Genomic DNA, 15,390 nt, shown 5'->3' with positions numbered 1-15,390 from the left:
GCACGCTGTTGAGTTCTCAAGGAACGGACGCTTCCTTCGGAACCCTCTCACAGGCTCCTCCGGGCGCTTCCCTTCGGTTTCACCAGCTTATCAGACCCGCTTACCGCGTTTCCGACCCCCGCTGGCGGGGTTCCTGCATTTCCTTCTGCCTTTCGGCGTTCCCCGACTGTATCAGATCTCTCCGACCGGCCGGATTCCCGAATCCTGCGCACAAAAGGGCAGCCCAAAACAGGGATGTCCTGTGGTGCGATTTTCCGGGATCGCCGCTCCGGGACCGTCCACACGACTCGCGTGTCCGGTGCTCCCTGTCGAGCGACCGTGACACTCTATGCCCGGCCCAGGCCGAGAGCAAATCCGCCGGGCCACAGCAGGCTGTGGCCCGGCGGATCGTCAGGAGACCGGTGTCAGCTGTTGGTTGGGAAGCCCAGGTTGAGGCCGCCGTGGGACGGGTCCAGCCAGCGCTGGGTGACGGCCTTGCCCCGGGTGAAGAAGTGGACGCCGTCGGCGCCGTACGCGTGGGTGTCGCCGAAGAGGGACGCCTTCCAGCCGCCGAAGGAGTAGTAGGCGACCGGAACCGGGATCGGCACATTGATGCCGATCATGCCGACCTCGACCTCGTCCTGGAACTTGCGGGCCGCTCCACCGTCGTTGGTGAAGATGGCGGTGCCATTGCCGTACGGGTTGGCGTTGATCAGCTCCAGCCCCTCCTCGTACGAGGTCACCCGCACCACGGAGAGCACCGGGCCGAAGATCTCGTCGTTGTAGACGGACATGCCGGGCTTGACATGGTCGAAGAGGGTCGGGCCGAGCCAGAAGCCGTCCGCCGTCGAGTCGCCCCGGTTGTCGGCCTCGGTGACCGGGTGGCTGCGGCCGTCCACGGCCAGCTCCGCGCCGTCCGCGAGGCCGGAGTCCAGGTAGGAGGCGACCTTGCTGCGGTGCTGGCCGGTGACCAGCGGGCCCATGTCCGAGTCGCCGTTGCAACCCGGGCCGACCTTCAGGGTGGCCATCCGCTGCTTGATCTTCTCGACCAGCTCGTCACCGATCGGGTCGACCGCCACCAGGACGGAGACCGCCATGCAGCGCTCGCCCGCCGCACCGAAGCCGGCGTTGACCGCCGCGTCGGCGGCCAGGTCGAGATCGGCGTCGGGGAGGACCAGCATGTGGTTCTTGGCGCCGCCCAGCGCCTGGACCCGCTTGCCGTACCGGGTACCGGTCTCGTAGACGTAGCGCGCGATCGGGGTGGAGCCGACGAAGCTCACCGACTTGACGTCCGGGTGCTCCAGCAGGCGGTCGACGGCGGTCTTGTCGCCGTGCACCACGTTGAAGACGCCGTCCGGCAGGCCGGCCTCCTGCCACAGCCGCGCCAGGAAGAGGGCGGCGGACGGGTCCTTCTCCGAGGGCTTGAGCACCACGGTGTTGCCGGTCGCGATGGCGATCGGGAAGAACCACATCGGCACCATGGCCGGGAAGTTGAACGGCGAGATGATCGCGACCACGCCCAGCGGCTGGCGGATCGAGTAGACATCGACGCCGGTGGACGCCTGCTGGCTGAAGCCGCCCTTGGACAGCTGCGCGATGCCGCAGGCGTACTCCACGACCTCCAGGCCACGGGCGATCTCGCCCAGCGCGTCGGAGTGCACCTTGCCGTGCTCCGCCACGATGATGTCGGCCAGCTCGTCCTTGCGGGCGTTGAGCAGCTCCCGGAAGGCGAACAGCACCTGGGTGCGGCGGGCGATCGACATGCCGCGCCAGTCGGCGAACGCCTCCACTGCGGTGCTGACCGCCTGGTCCACCTCGGCGAGCTCCGCGAAGTCCACCTGCCCGCTGACCTTGCCGGTCGCCGGGTCGAAGATGTCACCGCGGCGGGGTGCGCTGCCGGCGGTGGCGACGGGGGCGCCCCCGATCCAGTGGGTGATGTGCTTGCTCAAGGTCGTCTGCCTCCGAAGTGGCGCGGCACGCGGCACGGGCGGGTCCGCAGGGAAATGCCTCGCTGCTTCCAGTGTCGGACCGCGCACCGGGCCGCTCAACGAGCAGCTTGACGCCGATGCCGCCGTTCGCCTTACACCTCGTCCACCTTCCGGGTCAGGGACGCGGATCGCCGCCGGGGTCCGCGAGGGCGGCAGCGGCCTCGTGCAGCGCGAGTTCCAGCAGCGCCGGGTCGTTGAGCCGTCCGGAGCCGTCCGGTGGGACCAGCCAGCGCAGCCCACCGCCACTGCGGCGCGGGTGCGGCACGGGGACCACGGCGCCGTCGCCCGCGCAGTGCGTACCGGTGCCGATCCAGCGGTCTGCCGTGCCGACCGGGACCAGGAAGCCCAGCGTGCCGCCGGCCGGGTCGTCGAGGACCGGCCCCGGTGGGACGGCCCGGCCGCGCAGCACCTCCAGCGCCGGTCGGCCCAGGACGCCGGGCACGGTCAGCAGGTCCCAGAGCCGCCCGGCCCGCAGCGGCGCGGCGTCCGGCGGATTGCGGTCCCAGGCCCGCCGGCACGCGCTCGGATCGGCCGCCGCCGCGGCCAGCCACTCCGCCGCACCCCTTGCCGCCGTGTCTGCCATCTCCGGTCCTCCACCTCTGCCCGCTCCCCGACGGGCCCGGCCGTCGCCGGGGCCCACCGGGGAGAGCGGGCGGGGGCCGCATCCTTACAGCGGTTGCCGTGACAGCGGCTCCGCGTAGGGCGGGCTCAGCTGTCGAAGCCCAACCCGAGCCGGTCCATCACCTTGAGCCACAGATTGCGGCGGCCGGCGTGGTGGTCGGCGCGGTCCAGCGACCACTTGGTCAGCTCGATCCCGGCCCAGCGGAACGGCTCGGGCGGGAACGGCAGCGGCTTGTCGCGCACCATCGTGAGTGCGGTGCGCTCGGTCCGCTCACCGGCCAGCAGGTCGAGCATCACCTCGGCGCCGAAGCGGGTGGCGCCGACGCCGAGGCCGGTGTAGCCGGTGGCGTAGGCGACCCGGCCGTCGTACGCGGTGCCGAAGAACGCCGAGAAGCGGGTGCAGGTGTCGATGGCACCACCCCAGGCGTTGGTGAAACGCACCCCTTCCAGCTGCGGGAACGTCTGGAAGAAGTGCCCGGCCAGCTTGCGGAAGGTCTCCGGCCGGTGGTCGTGCTCGCTGCGCACCCGCCCCCGGTAGTGGTAGACGGCGTCATAGCCGCCCCACAGGATGCGGTTGTCGGCGGTCAGCCGGAAGTAGTGGAACTGGTTGGCGGAGTCACCGAGACCCTGCCGGTTGCGCCAGCCCACGGCGGCGAGCTGCTCGGCGCTGAGCGGCTCGGTCATCAACGCGTAGTCGTACACCGGGACGACATACGGGCGGACCCGCTTGACCAGTGAGGGGAACACATTGGTGCCCAGTGCGACGCGGCGGGCGAAGACCCGGCCGTATGGGGTGCGTACGGCGGTGCCGGAGCCGTTCTCCGCGATCGACTCGGCCCGGGTGTGCTCGAAGATGCGCACTCCCTGGTCGAGGCAGGCCCGTTTGAGGCCCCAGGCGAGCTTGGCCGGGTGGAGCATGGCCACGCCGTCCTTGTCCCACAGGCCGCCCCGGAAGGTCGGCGAGTCGACCTCGGCGCGCATGGCGTCGGCGTCCAGGACGGTGAGGTCGATGCCGTACGCGGCGACCTGCTCGGCCACCTCGTGCAGCTCGTCGACCTGGTAGGGCTCGGTGGCGACGTCGATCTCGCCGGTGCGCTCCCACTCGCAGTCGATGCCGTGGCGCTGGATGGCCTCCTCCATCCGCTGGAGGTTCTGCGCGCCGAGGCGCTCCAGCTCGGCCAGCTCGCCCGGCCAGCGCTGGAGGCCGTTGCCGAAGCCGTGGGTGAGGCTGGCGGCGCAGAAGCCGCCGTTGCGGCCGGAGGCGGCCCAGGCGACCTCCCGGCCCTCCAGCAGGACCACGTCGAGCGAGGGGTCGCGCTCCTTGGCGATCAGCGCCGTCCACAGCCCGGAGTAACCGCCGCCGACCACCAGCAGGTCGCAGTGGGTGTCACCGACCAGGGCGGGCAGCGCCTCCGGCCGACCGGGGTCCTCCAGCCAGAAGGGGGTGGGCCTGGCGTCAGCGAGCGAATGGGCGGGTTCCATGCATTATCAACTGCCTTCTGCGGTCGGGCTGGTGGATACCGTTCGACCCCGGGCGCTCCGCCCGTGGAGAGCGCCCGGGGAGGTCTGCGGGACGGGTCAGCCGCGCGCCTTGCGCCGGTTGGCGATCAGCTGGCCGGCGAAGGTGAGCACCACGGCCAGGATGAACATCGCACTGCCGATGACATTGATCTGGACGGGCGTGCCGCGCTGGGCCGAGCCCCAGACGAACATCGGGAAGGTGACGGTGCTGCCCGAGTTGAACTGGGTGATCACGAAGTCGTCGAAGGAGAGCGCGAAGCTGAGCAGCGCGCCGGCCGCGATGCCGGGGGCGGCCAGCGGCAGGGTGACGCGCAGGAAGGTCTGGGCCGGGCTGGCGTACAGGTCCTGGGCGGCCTGCTCCAGCCGGGGGTCCATGCTCATCACGCGGGCCTTGACGGCGGTGACCACGAAGCTGAGGCAGAACATGATGTGCGCGATGAGGATGGTCCAGAAGCCGAACGCCACCCGCATGTTGAGGAAGAGGGTGCCGAGCGAGGCGGCCATCACGATCTCCGGCATGGCCATCGGCAGGAAGATCAGCGCATTGATGGCGGGGCGGCCGCGGAAGCGGTAGCGGGAGAGCGCGAAGGCGATCATCGTGCCGAGGACGGTGGCGCCGATGGTCGCGTAGACCGCGATCTGGAGGCTCAGTCCGAGCGAGCCGCACATGTCGGCGACGCCGCAGGGGTGGGTCCAGGCGTCGGTGGAGAAGCGCTCCCAGGCGTAGTTGAAGCGGCCCTTGGGCTTGTTGAAGGAGAAGAGCAGCACCACCAGGTTGGGGACGATCATGTACGCGAGGGCGATGCCCGCCGCGATGACCACCAGGTGCTGCCGGAGCCAGCGGAGCACCGGGTTGGGCCGCCCGGCTCGGGCCGTGGGAAGGGTGGGGGTGGCCATCAGACGAGTTCCTCCGTTCCCGCCCTGCGCATGTAGACGGTGACCATCACCAGGATGATCGCCATCAGGACGAACGACATCGCGGCGGCCGTCGGGTAGTCGAGTTCGGTGAGGAACTTGGACTGGATGACGTTGCCGATCATCTTGTCGTTGGTGGAGCCGAGCAGCTGGGCGTTGATGTAGTCGCCGGACGCCGGGATGAAGGTGAGCAGGGTGCCGGCCACCACGCCGGGCAGCGACAGCGGGAAGGTCACCTTGCGGAAGGTGGTGAAGGGGCGGGCGTACAGGTCGCCCGCGGCCTCGTGCAGCCGGGGGTCGATCCGCTCCAGCGAGGTGTACAGCGGCAGGATCATGAACGGCAGGAAGTTGTACGTCAGGCCGCAGACCACCGCGAACGGGGTGGCGAGCAGCCGGTGCCCCTGGGTGAAGTGCAGGGCGTCGGTGACCGAGAGGACGTGCAGCAGGTCCAGGACGCGCACCACGTAGCCGCCGTCGGACAGGATCGTCTTCCAGGCGAGGGTGCGGATCAGGAAGCTGGTGAAGAACGGCGCGATCACCATCACCAGGATGACGTTGCGCCAGCGGCCCGCCTTGAAGGCGATGGTGTACGCCAGCGGATAGCCGATGGCCAGGCAGAGGACGGTGGCGACGGCGGCGAAGACGAAGGACTTCAGGAAGTGCGGCCAGTACTCGGCGACGGCGTCGGCGTAGGTCGCGAAGTGCCAGGTGACCTGGTAGCCCTTCTCCAGCGAACCGGTCTGCACCGAGGTCGACGCCTGGTACACGGTGGGTGCGACGAAGAAGACCAGCAGCCAGGCGATGCCGGGGAGCAGCAGCAGATAGGGCAGGGCGCGGCGGCGCCATGCGGGCTTGCGGACGACGGGTGGCTCGTCCGCCGGTGGCGCGCTGCCGGTTGGCAGCGGGGTGGTGGCGGTGGTCATCAGGCTGCCTCCTCCCCGGTGCCGGCGTCGATGTCCTGGGCGGCGTCCATGCCGAAGGAGTGGGCGGGGTTCCAGTGCAGGACGACGTCGGCGCCGGGGACGAGGCGGGCGTCGCGCTCCATGTTCTGCTCGAAGACGGCGACCTCCTGGCCCCAGGCGGTGCGGACCACGTACTGGGTGGAGACGCCGATGAAGCTGGAGTCGGCGATGGTGCCGCGCAGCCGGTTGCGGCCGGTGCCGATGGTGTCGGCGTCCGTCGCGTGCTGGATGGTGATCTTCTCCGGGCGGACGCCGACCAGGACCTTCGTGCCGTCGGCGGTGGAGCGGGCGGCGGGGATGGCCAGGCGTTCGCCGTGCACGGTGAGCAGCAGGTCGCCGTCCTGGCGGCCGGTGATGTCGGCGGCGAGCAGGTTGGACTGGCCGAGGAAGTTGGCGACGAAGGTGGAGCGGGGGTTCTCGTAGAGCTCGGCGGGGTGGCCGAGTTGCTCGACGCGGCCGGCGTTCATCACGGCGATGGTGTCGGCCATGGTCATGGCCTCCTCCTGGTCGTGCGTGACATGGACGAAGGTGATGCCGACCTCGGTCTGGATGCGCTTGAGCTCCAGTTGCATCTGGCGGCGCAGCTTGAGGTCGAGGGCGCCGAGGGGTTCGTCGAGCAGCAGGACCTGGGGGTGGTTGATCAGGGCGCGGGCGACGGCGACGCGCTGCTGCTGGCCGCCGGAGAGCTGGTGCGGCTTGCGGCGGGCGTACTGGCCGAGTTCGACCAGTTCCAGCATGTCCTCGACCGGTTTCTTCACCGACTTGATGCCGCGGCGGCGCAGGCCGAAGGCGACGTTCTCGTAGATGTCGAGGTGCGGGAAGAGCGCGTAGTTCTGGAAGACCGTGTTGACCGGCCGCTTGTAGGGCGGCAGGTGGGTGACGTCGCGGTCGCCGATCAGGACGGCGCCGGTGGTGGGCTCCTCCAGGCCGGCGATCATCCGCAGGGTGGTGGTCTTGCCGCAGCCGGACGCGCCGAGCAGGGCGAAGAACGATCCGGCGGGGACGGTGAGGTCGAGCGGCCGGACGGCATGGAAGTCGCCGTAGACCTTGCTGATGCCGGTGAGGCGGACGTCCTGGCCGGTACCGCCGGTGGTCTGCTCTGTCATGTTCCTCTCGCTGTCCCTGGGGGCTGGGGCTGCCGCGGGGGCTGGGGCTGCCGGGTGGTTCCGGGGGTGGGGCATGGGCCGGTCAGGCGCCGATGAGCTTGGCGAACTTGCCCTCGAAGGCGGTGTCCTCGGCCTCGCTGAGGGCACGGAAGGGGTGTCCCTTGGCGACCATGTTCGCGTCGGGCACGATCAGGGGGTTGGCCGCCGCCTCCTTGTCGATCTTCTCCAGCTCCTCCTTGGTGCCGATCACGGGAGGCACGAAGGTGATGCCGGCGGCGAGTTCGGCGGCGACGCGCGGCCGGTAGTACCAGTCGATGAGCGCTTCGGCGTTGCGCAGGTGCCTGGCCTTGCGCGGGACCAGCATGTTGTCGGTGGCGGTGATGTACCCGGCCTCGGGGATGACGTACTCGATGTCGGGGTTGTCGATGCGCATCTGGACCAGGTCACCGCCCCAGGCGGCGCAGGCGGCTATGTCGCCCTTGGCCAGTTCGTCGCCGTAGTCGTTGCCGGTGAAGCGGCGGATCTGGCCGCTGTCGACGCCCTTCTGCAGCCGGGCGAGGGCGGCGTCGAAGTCGTCGGCGGTGAAGTTCTCGGGCCGCTTGCCCATGTCGAGCAGGGTCAGGCCGATGGAGTCCCGCATCTCCGACAGGAAGGTGACCCGGCCCTTGAGGGAGGGGTCGGTGAGCAGCTGGGTGATGCTGGTGACGGGCTTGCCGCCGGTGGCCTTGCGGTTGTACGCGATCATGGTCTGCACGCCGGCCCAGGGGTAGCTGTAGGCGCGGCCGGGGTCCCAGTCGGGGCTGCGGAAGCGCTGCTCCAGGTTGGCGAAGGCGTTCGGCAGCCGCGCCGGGTCGAGCTTCTCAGCCCAGCCGAGGCGGATGATGCGGGCGGCCATCCAGTCGGTGAGGACGACGAGGTCGTAGCCGGTCTGCTGGCCGGCGGCGAGCTGCGGCCGGATCTTGCCGAAGAACTCGACGTTGTCGTTGACGCCCTCGGTGTACTTCACCTGGATGCCGGTGGCCTTGGTGAACTCGTCGAGGGTGGGGCGGCGGTTCTTGTCCTTGTCGTCGACGTCGATGTACAGCGGCCAGTTGCAGAAGTTGACCGTCTTGTCGGTGGCGGAGTCGTCCTCGGTGCCGGAGGCCGCTCCGGTGTTGCCCTCGGCGGCGGGGATGCCGCAGGCGGTGAGGGCGCCGACCGCGAGCGCGCCGAGGCCGGCGGTGCGGAGCAGCGAACGGCGGGTGAGGGCGGCGCGGCCGTTGGTCAGGCTGCGTTCCCACGCCTTGCGCACCGGCTCGGACAGTTCGTGTCCCTCGTGCAGCTCCATCCGGGCGGCCCTCCATGGGTCGTGTCTGGGTGGCCGGCCGCCGGGGTCACGGCGGCCGGCCGGCGCGTTATCTGTCTCCGAAGACGGTGCGGTGCCAGTCCTTGCGGACGGTGGCCGTGGTGTCGTACATGACGTGCTTGACCTGGGTGTATTCATCCAGCGAGTACTGCGACATGTCCTTGCCGTAGCCGGACGCCTTGTAACCGCCGTGCGGCATCTCGCTGATGATCGGGATGTGGTCGTTGACCCAGACGCAGCCGGCCGCCAGGTCGCGGGTGGCGCGCAGCGAGCGGTGGACGTCGCGGGTCCAGGCGGAGGCGGCGAGACCGTACGGGGTGTCGTTGGCCAGCCGCAGGCCCTCGTCGTCGCTGTCGAAGGGCAGCACGACCAGGACCGGGCCGAAGATCTCGCTCTGCACGACCTCGGCGTCCTGGCCGACGCCGGTGATCAGGGTGGGGCGGTAGTAGGCGCCGGGGCGCAGGTCGGTGTCGTCGTGGCCCTTCTCGGGGGCCTCGCCGCCGGTGACGATCCGGGCTCCGGCGGCGCGGGCGCGGTCGACGAAGCCGGCGACGCGGTCGCGCTGGGTGTGCGAGACCAGCGGGCCGAGGTCGGTCTGCGGGTGGGCGGGGTGGCCGAGGCGGACTTGGCCGTACAGCTCGGCGACTCCGGCCACGAAGGCGTCGTACAGCGGGCGCTGCACATAGGCGCGGGTGGCGGCGGTGCAGTCCTGGCCGGTGTTGATCAGGGAGGCGGCGACGGCGCCGTGCACGGCCGCGTCGAGGTCGGCGTCGTCGAAGACGACGAAGGGGGCCTTGCCGCCGAGTTCCAGGTGGATGCGCTTGACGGTCCGGGTGGCGAGCTCGGCGACCCGCTTGCCGACGCCGGTGGAGCCGGTGAAGGACACCATGGCCACGTCGGGGTGGGAGACCAGGTGCTCGCCCGCGGTGCGTCCGGCGCCGGTGACGATGTTGACGACGCCGTCGGGCAGCCCCGCGTCGGTACACGCCTGGGCGAACATCAGCGAGGTGAGCGGGGTCAGCTCGGCGGGCTTGAGGACGATGGTGTTGCCGGCCGCGATCGCCGGGAGGATCTTCCAGGCGGCCATCTGGAGCGGGTAGTTCCACGGGGAGATGGAGCCGACCACGCCGACCGCCTCGCGGCGGACGTAGGAGGTGTGGTCGCCGGAGTACTCGCCGGCCGCCCTGCCCTCCAGGTTGCGGGCGGCGCCGGCGAAGAAGGCGGCGTTGTCGACGGTGCCGGGGACGTCGAACTCGGTGGCGAGCTTGATCGGCTTGCCGGTCTGGGCGCTCTCGACCCGGGCGAAGTCGTCGGCGCGCTCCGCGAGGACGGCGGCGAGCCGGTTCAGCGCCTCGGAGCGGGCGCCGGGGGTGGCACCGGACCAGCCGGGGAGGGCCTGCCGGGCGGCGGCGACGGCGGCGTCCACGTCCGTGGTGGAGGCGAGGCGGACCCGCTGCACCAGGGAGCCGTCGGCCGGGTTCACGACGTCGAAGTCGTCCTCGGCGGTGCCCTGGCGCAGGCCGCCCGCGATGTACTGGGCGCCCGCCGCGAAGCGGTGGTCCGCCTCGGCTGTCCGATCCATGATTGTGTCCTCCATGCGCGTGGTCCGCGCCCCGGTGGGGTGCTGCGGTGGCGGCGGGCCGGGTCCGGTGCGCTTCCGCCGTGCGCGGGAGGCGGCTGTCACGGTTTCCGCCCGCCACGCTGCTGCGGTCAGGTGTGCCTTATACCAGTTTCATAGCTTGTGTGTGCCAAACACCGGGATTGCGCGATCCTCGCAGGCAACATGCGGTCCGGGCAAGGGATTCCGTTGTTGCCTTTTGGTTAACCGACGGAATCTGCGGAAGATCACGGCTCTCACCACTGCCGACTCTCGTGACCATGCCGCCCCCGGCACCGGCCGGACAACTACCATCACGTCAAGCGGCCCGCCGACCGCCTTACAGGGTGCAAGCGTCCCTGTGCTGCTACAGGTCGTCGGCGCGGTGCATCATTCCCTGACACCCTGCTGAGCCTGGCACCCTGCTGACCCTGGCACCCTGCTGACCCTGGCACCCTGCTCAGCCTGGCATCCTGCTTAGGAGGCAACCCCCGTGCTCCCCACCGTCGCCCATGTCCTGGAGCTGGACGCCGTCCGCCGTGGCCTGCCCGAGGTACTGGCCGGCCGCGACCGGCTGGAGCGCCCGGTGCGCTGGGTGCACGTCAGCGAGCTGCCGGACGTCGCCGGGCTGCTCCAGGGCGGCGAGCTGGTGCTCACCACCGGCATCGCGCTGCCCGACGACCGGGAGGGCCTGGCCCGGTACGTCCGGGAGCTGGCCGAGGTCGGCGCGGCCGGGCTGGTGGTGGAGTTCGGGCGGCGGTACTTCGACACCCTGCCGCGCGCCCTGGTGCGGGCCGCCGAGCAGTCCGGGCTGCCGCTGGTCGCGCTCCGCCGCGAACTGCGCTTCGTCGCCGTCACCGAGGCGGTGCACGCGCTGGTGGTCAACGCGCAGCTGGAGGAGCTGCGGGCCTCCGAGGCCGTGCACCAGACCTTCAACGAACTGGCCGTGGAGGGCGCCGAGCCGGCGGAGGTGCTGCGCCAGGTCGCCCTGATGTCGGGGCTGCCCGCCGTACTGGAGAACCTGGCCCACCAGGTGCTCGCGTACGACAGCGCCGGGCGGGAGGCCGAGGAGCTGCTGGAGGGCTGGGAGCAGCGCTCGCGCGGGGTGCGGCCGGCCGGGCGCACCGGCCACGATCCGCGTACCGGCTGGCTGGTCACCACGGTCGGGGCGCGCGGCCACGACTGGGGGCGGCTGGTGCTGGTCGGCGAGCCGGGACCGGCGCCGGAGGAGGTGTCGCACCGGCACACCATGCTGCTGGAGCGCGGTGCCTCGACGCTGGCGCTCAACCGGCTGCTGGTCCGCGACCGGGAGAGCCTGGAGCGGCAGACGCACCGCACCCTGCTGTCGGGCATCCTCACCCATGCGCTGACGGTCTCCGAAGTGAGCCTGCGGGCGACCGCGCTCGGCGTGCCGCTGGAGGGCAGGCGGCTGGTCGGCGTGGTGCTGCGGCAGCGGCGCGGGCCGGTGGCGGCGGCGCTGGAGGCGCAGGCGCGGCTGCGGGACTTCGCGGAGACGGCGGCGGCGGCGGTCAAGGAGCGGCGGATGACGGCGCTGGTCGGCGCGCTGGACGACGAGGGGGTGGGGCTGCTGGTCTCGCTCGGGCCGCACGACGACGAGCACGCGTCACTGGAGGGGTTCACGGCGGCGCTGCGGGCGCTGCTGGCCGGGCAGCAGGTGCGGGCGGAGCTGGAGCCGGGCCCGGAGCCGGTGGTGGCGGTGGGGTCGTCGGTGGGGTCGGTGCGGGACGCGCGGCGCACGCTGCTGGAGGCGACGCAGGTGGCGGACTCGGCGGTGCATGTCGCCGCCGGGCCGGGGGGTCGGGGGGCCTCGTACTACCGGATGCCGGATGTGCGGTTGCGGGGGCTGCTGCACCTGCTGCGGGACGACGCGCGGTTGCAGACGTATGTGGAGCGGGAGTTGGGGCCGCTGCTGGCGTACGACACGGAGCACGGCAGCCGGCTGGTGGAGATGCTGCGGGTCTATCTGGAGCAGGGGCGGAACAAGTCGGCGGCGGCGGATGCGGCGCATCTGTCGCGGCCGTCGTTCTATGACCGGCTGCACAAGGTGGAGCGGGTGCTGGGGGTGGATCTGGACCAGGTGGAGTCGTGCTTGTCGCTGCATGTGGCGCTGTTGGCGTTGGATGCGGTGCGGCGGTAGGGGGTGGGGGGTCGGATTCTCCGGGTGCGGGTGGGGGTCGGTTGCTCGCGCGGTTCCTCGCGCCCCTGGGGTGGGTGGGGGGCGAGGTCGCGTCTTCCGGCGCGGATACGGGTTGGTGATCCGCGCGGTTCCTCGTGCCCTGGGGTGGGTGGGCGGGGTTCAGAGGCCGACGATCTTGTCCCAGGTGCGGTGGAACTCGGGGCGTTCGTCGGCGGTGATGTCACGCATCACGTGGAGGCGCTTGCGCAGCTCGGCGGTGGGGAAGATCAGCGGGTCCTCGGCCAGTTCGGCGGTCTCCTCGTCGTCGCTGGCGGCGAGGATCTCCTGAGCCGCCGGGACCGGGCAGACGTAGTTGACCCAGGCGGCCAGCTCGGCGGCGACCTCCGGCCGGTAGTAGTAGTCGATCAGCAGCTCGGCGTTGCGCTTGTGCTCGGCCCGGTTGGGGATCATCAGGCTCTCGGACCACAGCTCGCCGCCCTCCTCCGGCACCAGGAACTCGATATCCGGGTTGTCGGCCTGGAGCTGGATGACGTCCCCCGAGTACGCCTGGCAGGCCAGCACATCGCCGGTGGTCAGGTCCTTGGTGTAGTCGTTGCCGGTGAAGCGGCGGATGTGCCGGGTGTCGACCATCTTCTGCAACCGGGCCACCACCCGGTGGTAGTCGTCGGCGGTGAAGCTGCCGACGTCCGCGCCCTCGGCCAGCAGCAGCAGGCCGAGCGCCTCGTCCATGCCGGAGAAGAGGGTGACCCGGCCCTTGAGGTCGGGCGCCCACAGGTCGGCGCTGCTCCTCAGCTCGCGGCCGATCCGCTTGCGGTTGTAGGCGATGCCGGTGATGCCGGACTGCCACGGCACGCTGTGGTCGCGGTCCGGGTCGAAGGCGGGGTGGCGCAGCTGCGGGTCGAGGTTCTTCAGCACATGCGGCAGGTTGGCCTTGTCGAGCTTCTGGACCCAGCCGAGCGCGACATAACGGGAGGCCATCCAGTCGCTGATGACGACCAGGTCGCGGTGCGGGTCCTGGCCGTTCATCAGGGCGGGGCTGATCTTGCCGAAGAACTCGTCGTTGTCGTTGATCTCCTCGACGTAGTCCACCTTGACGCCGGTCTGCTTGCTGAAGGCGTCGAGGGTGGGCCGCCGGTTGGGGTTCTTGTCGTCGACGTCGATGTACAGCGTCCAGTTGGAGAACCGCAGCAGCTTCTCGCGGTCGGACCGGTCGGTGGTGGAGCGCCGGTTCTCCGCGATGTACGCGGACGGCACCCCGCACCCGGACAGCGCGGCGGCGCCCAGCAGTCCGGCCGCTCCGGCGCCGGCCGTGCGCAGTACCGTGCGGCGGCTCAGAGCGGGGGTCGGGGTCGGCCGGGCGGTACGGCGCATGGATCGGCTCCTGGAGACGGGTGGTGCGGGGGATCGCTGAAGCATCTCCGGCGGGGGCCGGACCGGGCAACTCCCAGGGCGTCGCCCTGGTGCGGCCCCGGCTGACACTCTGTAGGGCTCCCGGACGCCGACCGCGCCCCGGAGGGCGGATTGCCTTCCGGGGCGCGGTCGGGCGGTGCGGCGGTCAGAGCGCCGACATCACGTGCTTGACGCGGGTGTAGTCCTCGAAGCCGTACGCGGAGAGGTCCTTGCCGTAGCCGGACTTCTTGAAGCCGCCGTGCGGCATCTCCGCGACCAGCGGGATGTGGGTGTTGATCCAGACGCAGCCGAAGTCCAGCACCCGGGACATCCGCAGCGCGCGGGCGTGGTCCTTGGTCCACACCGAGGAGGCGAGCGCGAAGTCGACGCCGTTGGCGTACTCGACGGCCTGCTCCTCGTCGGTGAACCGCTGCACGGTGATGACCGGGCCGAAGACCTCCTTCTGGATGATCTCGTCGTCCTGGCGCAGGCCGGAGACCACGGTGGGGGCGTAGAAGTAGCCCCGGTCACCGACCTGCTTGCCGCCGGCCTCGACCTTGGCGTGGGCGGGCAGCCGCTCGATGAAGCCGGCGACCTGCGCCAGCTGGTTGGCGTTGTTGAGCGGGCCGTACAGGACGTCCGGCTCGTCCACGCCGCCGGTCCTGGTCTCGGCTGCGGCGCGGGCCAGCGCGGCCACGAACTCGTCGTGGATGTCCTGGTGCACCAGGACGCGGGTGGCGGCGGTGCAGTCCTGGCCGGCGTTGAAGAAGCCGGCGGTGGCGATGCCCTCGACGGCGGCGGGGATGTCGGCGTCCTCGAAGACCACCACCGGGGCCTTGCCGCCCAGCTCCAGGTGGACCCGCTTGAGGTCCTTGGCGGCGCTCCCGGCGACCTGCATGCCGGCCCGTACCGAGCCGGTGATGGAGGCCATCGCGGGGGTGTGGTGCTCGACCATCAGGCGGCCGGTGTCCCGGTCGCCGCAGATCACGTTGAAGACGCCCTTGGGCAGGTCAAGCCCCTCGAAGACCCCGCCGATGATCTCGGCGAGCAGCACGGTGGAGGCGGGGGTGGTGTCGGACGGCTTGAGCACCACGGTGTTGCCGGCCGCGATGGCGGGGGCGAACTTCCAGACCGCCATCATCATGGGGTAGTTCCACGGCGCCACCTGGGCGCAGACGCCGACCGGCTCACGGCGCACGTACGAGGTCAGGCCCTCCATGTACTCGCCGGCCGAACGGCCCTCCAGCAGGCGGGCCGCACCGGCGAAGAACCGGATCTGGTCCACCATCGGCGGGATCTCCTCCGAGCGGGTGAGCTCGCGGGGCTTGCCGGTGTTGCGACACTCGGCGTCGATCAGCTCCTCGGCACGGGCCTCGACCGCGTCCGCGATCTTCAGCAGGGCGAGCTGGCGGGTGGCCGGGGTGGTGTCGCGCCAGGTCTTGAACGCCCCGGCGGCGGCGGCCATGGCCGCGTCGACGTCCGCCTCGCCGGACAGCGGGGAGGTGGCGTAGGGCTCGCCGGTGGTGGGGTCGACCACCGTCAGGGTGCGGCCGTCCGCCGCGTCGACGAACTCCCCGTTGATGTAGTTGCGCAGCGCGTGAAGATCGCTCACGGACCTCTCCTCGAATCCTGCGGTCGGGTCGCCGGGTGCCCGCATCGGGCGGTGCACGGTGCACTGAAGTATGTACGGATTGCGGACACCGTGTCCTGCTGCCCGCCCGCCTGGTCCAGCGTAGCCCGCCCGCCGACGGTATCGACATACCTGCCACGCCAGAACGATGGAATCAGTACCCGTTCAGAAGATTGACA

The 15,390-nt window shown here is 70.9% G+C and carries 11 protein-coding genes; 1 reads left to right on the top strand and 10 read right to left on the bottom strand.

Features of this window, described 5'->3' with window-relative positions; all coding sequences use genetic code 11:
• Window positions 1-404 precede the first annotated feature (404 nt).
• From ACIQGZ_RS07855 to ACIQGZ_RS07820, 8 genes are all read right to left on the bottom strand, one after another.
• Window positions 405-1,928: a CoA-acylating methylmalonate-semialdehyde dehydrogenase gene (locus tag ACIQGZ_RS07855; protein ID WP_402599932.1), complete on the bottom strand. Its 1,524-nt coding sequence runs from the start codon at window positions 1,926-1,928 to the stop codon at window positions 405-407.
• Window positions 1,929-2,082: 154 nt separating this feature from the next.
• The gene (locus ACIQGZ_RS07850) at window positions 2,083-2,550 is read right to left on the bottom strand and encodes a hypothetical protein (RefSeq protein ID WP_402599931.1); all 468 of its coding nucleotides are present in this window, start codon (window positions 2,548-2,550) and stop codon (window positions 2,083-2,085) included.
• Between the two features lie 125 nt (window positions 2,551-2,675).
• A complete protein-coding gene (locus tag ACIQGZ_RS07845; RefSeq protein ID WP_402599930.1) occupies window positions 2,676-4,070 on the bottom strand; it encodes an NAD(P)/FAD-dependent oxidoreductase in 1,395 nt (464 codons plus the stop codon).
• A gap of 96 nt (window positions 4,071-4,166) precedes the next feature.
• Window positions 4,167-5,006, bottom strand: a complete 840-nt coding sequence (locus ACIQGZ_RS07840) for an ABC transporter permease (protein ID WP_402599929.1) — start codon at window positions 5,004-5,006, stop codon at window positions 4,167-4,169.
• Window positions 5,006-5,947, bottom strand: coding sequence for an ABC transporter permease (locus tag ACIQGZ_RS07835; protein WP_402599928.1), 942 nt, complete (start codon window positions 5,945-5,947; stop codon window positions 5,006-5,008). Before ACIQGZ_RS07835 ends, ACIQGZ_RS07840 begins: the two co-directional genes overlap by 1 nt.
• Window positions 5,947-7,092, bottom strand: a complete 1,146-nt coding sequence (locus ACIQGZ_RS07830) for an ABC transporter ATP-binding protein (RefSeq protein ID WP_402599927.1) — start codon at window positions 7,090-7,092, stop codon at window positions 5,947-5,949. Before ACIQGZ_RS07830 ends, ACIQGZ_RS07835 begins: the two co-directional genes overlap by 1 nt.
• Before the next feature lie 82 nt (window positions 7,093-7,174).
• A complete protein-coding gene (locus tag ACIQGZ_RS07825) occupies window positions 7,175-8,419 on the bottom strand; it encodes a PotD/PotF family extracellular solute-binding protein (RefSeq protein WP_402599926.1) in 1,245 nt (414 codons plus the stop codon).
• Between the two features lie 67 nt (window positions 8,420-8,486).
• Window positions 8,487-10,019 carry a gamma-aminobutyraldehyde dehydrogenase gene (locus ACIQGZ_RS07820; protein ID WP_402599925.1) on the bottom strand — a complete coding sequence of 511 codons (1,533 nt, stop codon included), beginning with the start codon at window positions 10,017-10,019 and terminating at the stop codon, window positions 8,487-8,489.
• 508 nt (window positions 10,020-10,527) lie between these two features.
• Here ACIQGZ_RS07820 and ACIQGZ_RS07815 point away from each other — a divergent pair.
• The gene (locus tag ACIQGZ_RS07815; protein WP_402599924.1) at window positions 10,528-12,192 is read left to right on the top strand and encodes a PucR family transcriptional regulator; all 1,665 of its coding nucleotides are present in this window, start codon (window positions 10,528-10,530) and stop codon (window positions 12,190-12,192) included.
• Between the two features lie 159 nt (window positions 12,193-12,351).
• Here ACIQGZ_RS07815 and ACIQGZ_RS07810 read toward each other — a convergent pair whose 3' ends face one another.
• Together ACIQGZ_RS07810 and ACIQGZ_RS07805 are read right to left on the bottom strand one after the other, a co-directional pair.
• Window positions 12,352-13,563, bottom strand: coding sequence for a spermidine/putrescine ABC transporter substrate-binding protein (locus ACIQGZ_RS07810; protein ID WP_402599923.1), 1,212 nt, complete (start codon window positions 13,561-13,563; stop codon window positions 12,352-12,354).
• A gap of 184 nt (window positions 13,564-13,747) precedes the next feature.
• A complete protein-coding gene (locus ACIQGZ_RS07805; protein WP_402600021.1) occupies window positions 13,748-15,238 on the bottom strand; it encodes a gamma-aminobutyraldehyde dehydrogenase in 1,491 nt (496 codons plus the stop codon).
• Window positions 15,239-15,390: the final 152 nt, after the last annotated feature.

This window comes from Streptomyces sp. NPDC092296, from assembly GCF_044755465.1.
GTDB lineage: Bacteria > Actinomycetota > Actinomycetes > Streptomycetales > Streptomycetaceae > Peterkaempfera.
Note: the sequence above shows the minus strand (reverse complement) of the source record. Positions and strands in the feature narration are given on the sequence as shown.

What these genes read in the sequence shown, in the direction of transcription:
- ACIQGZ_RS07850 (WP_402599931.1), bottom strand. Translation starts at nt 2,550, where the DNA reads ATGGCAGACACGGCGGCAAGGGGTGCGGCGGAGTGGCTGGCCGCGGCG.
- ACIQGZ_RS07845 (WP_402599930.1), bottom strand. Translation starts at nt 4,070, where the DNA reads ATGGAACCCGCCCATTCGCTCGCTGACGCCAGGCCCACCCCCTTCTGG.
- ACIQGZ_RS07840 (WP_402599929.1), bottom strand. Translation starts at nt 5,006, where the DNA reads ATGGCCACCCCCACCCTTCCCACGGCCCGAGCCGGGCGGCCCAACCCG.
- ACIQGZ_RS07835 (WP_402599928.1), bottom strand. Translation starts at nt 5,947, where the DNA reads ATGACCACCGCCACCACCCCGCTGCCAACCGGCAGCGCGCCACCGGCG.
- ACIQGZ_RS07830 (WP_402599927.1), bottom strand. Translation starts at nt 7,092, where the DNA reads ATGACAGAGCAGACCACCGGCGGTACCGGCCAGGACGTCCGCCTCACC.
- ACIQGZ_RS07825 (WP_402599926.1), bottom strand. Translation starts at nt 8,419, where the DNA reads ATGGAGCTGCACGAGGGACACGAACTGTCCGAGCCGGTGCGCAAGGCG.
- ACIQGZ_RS07820 (WP_402599925.1), bottom strand. Translation starts at nt 10,019, where the DNA reads ATGGATCGGACAGCCGAGGCGGACCACCGCTTCGCGGCGGGCGCCCAG.
- ACIQGZ_RS07810 (WP_402599923.1), bottom strand. Translation starts at nt 13,563, where the DNA reads ATGCGCCGTACCGCCCGGCCGACCCCGACCCCCGCTCTGAGCCGCCGC.
- ACIQGZ_RS07805 (WP_402600021.1), bottom strand. Translation starts at nt 15,238, where the DNA reads ATGCGGGCACCCGGCGACCCGACCGCAGGATTCGAGGAGAGGTCCGTG.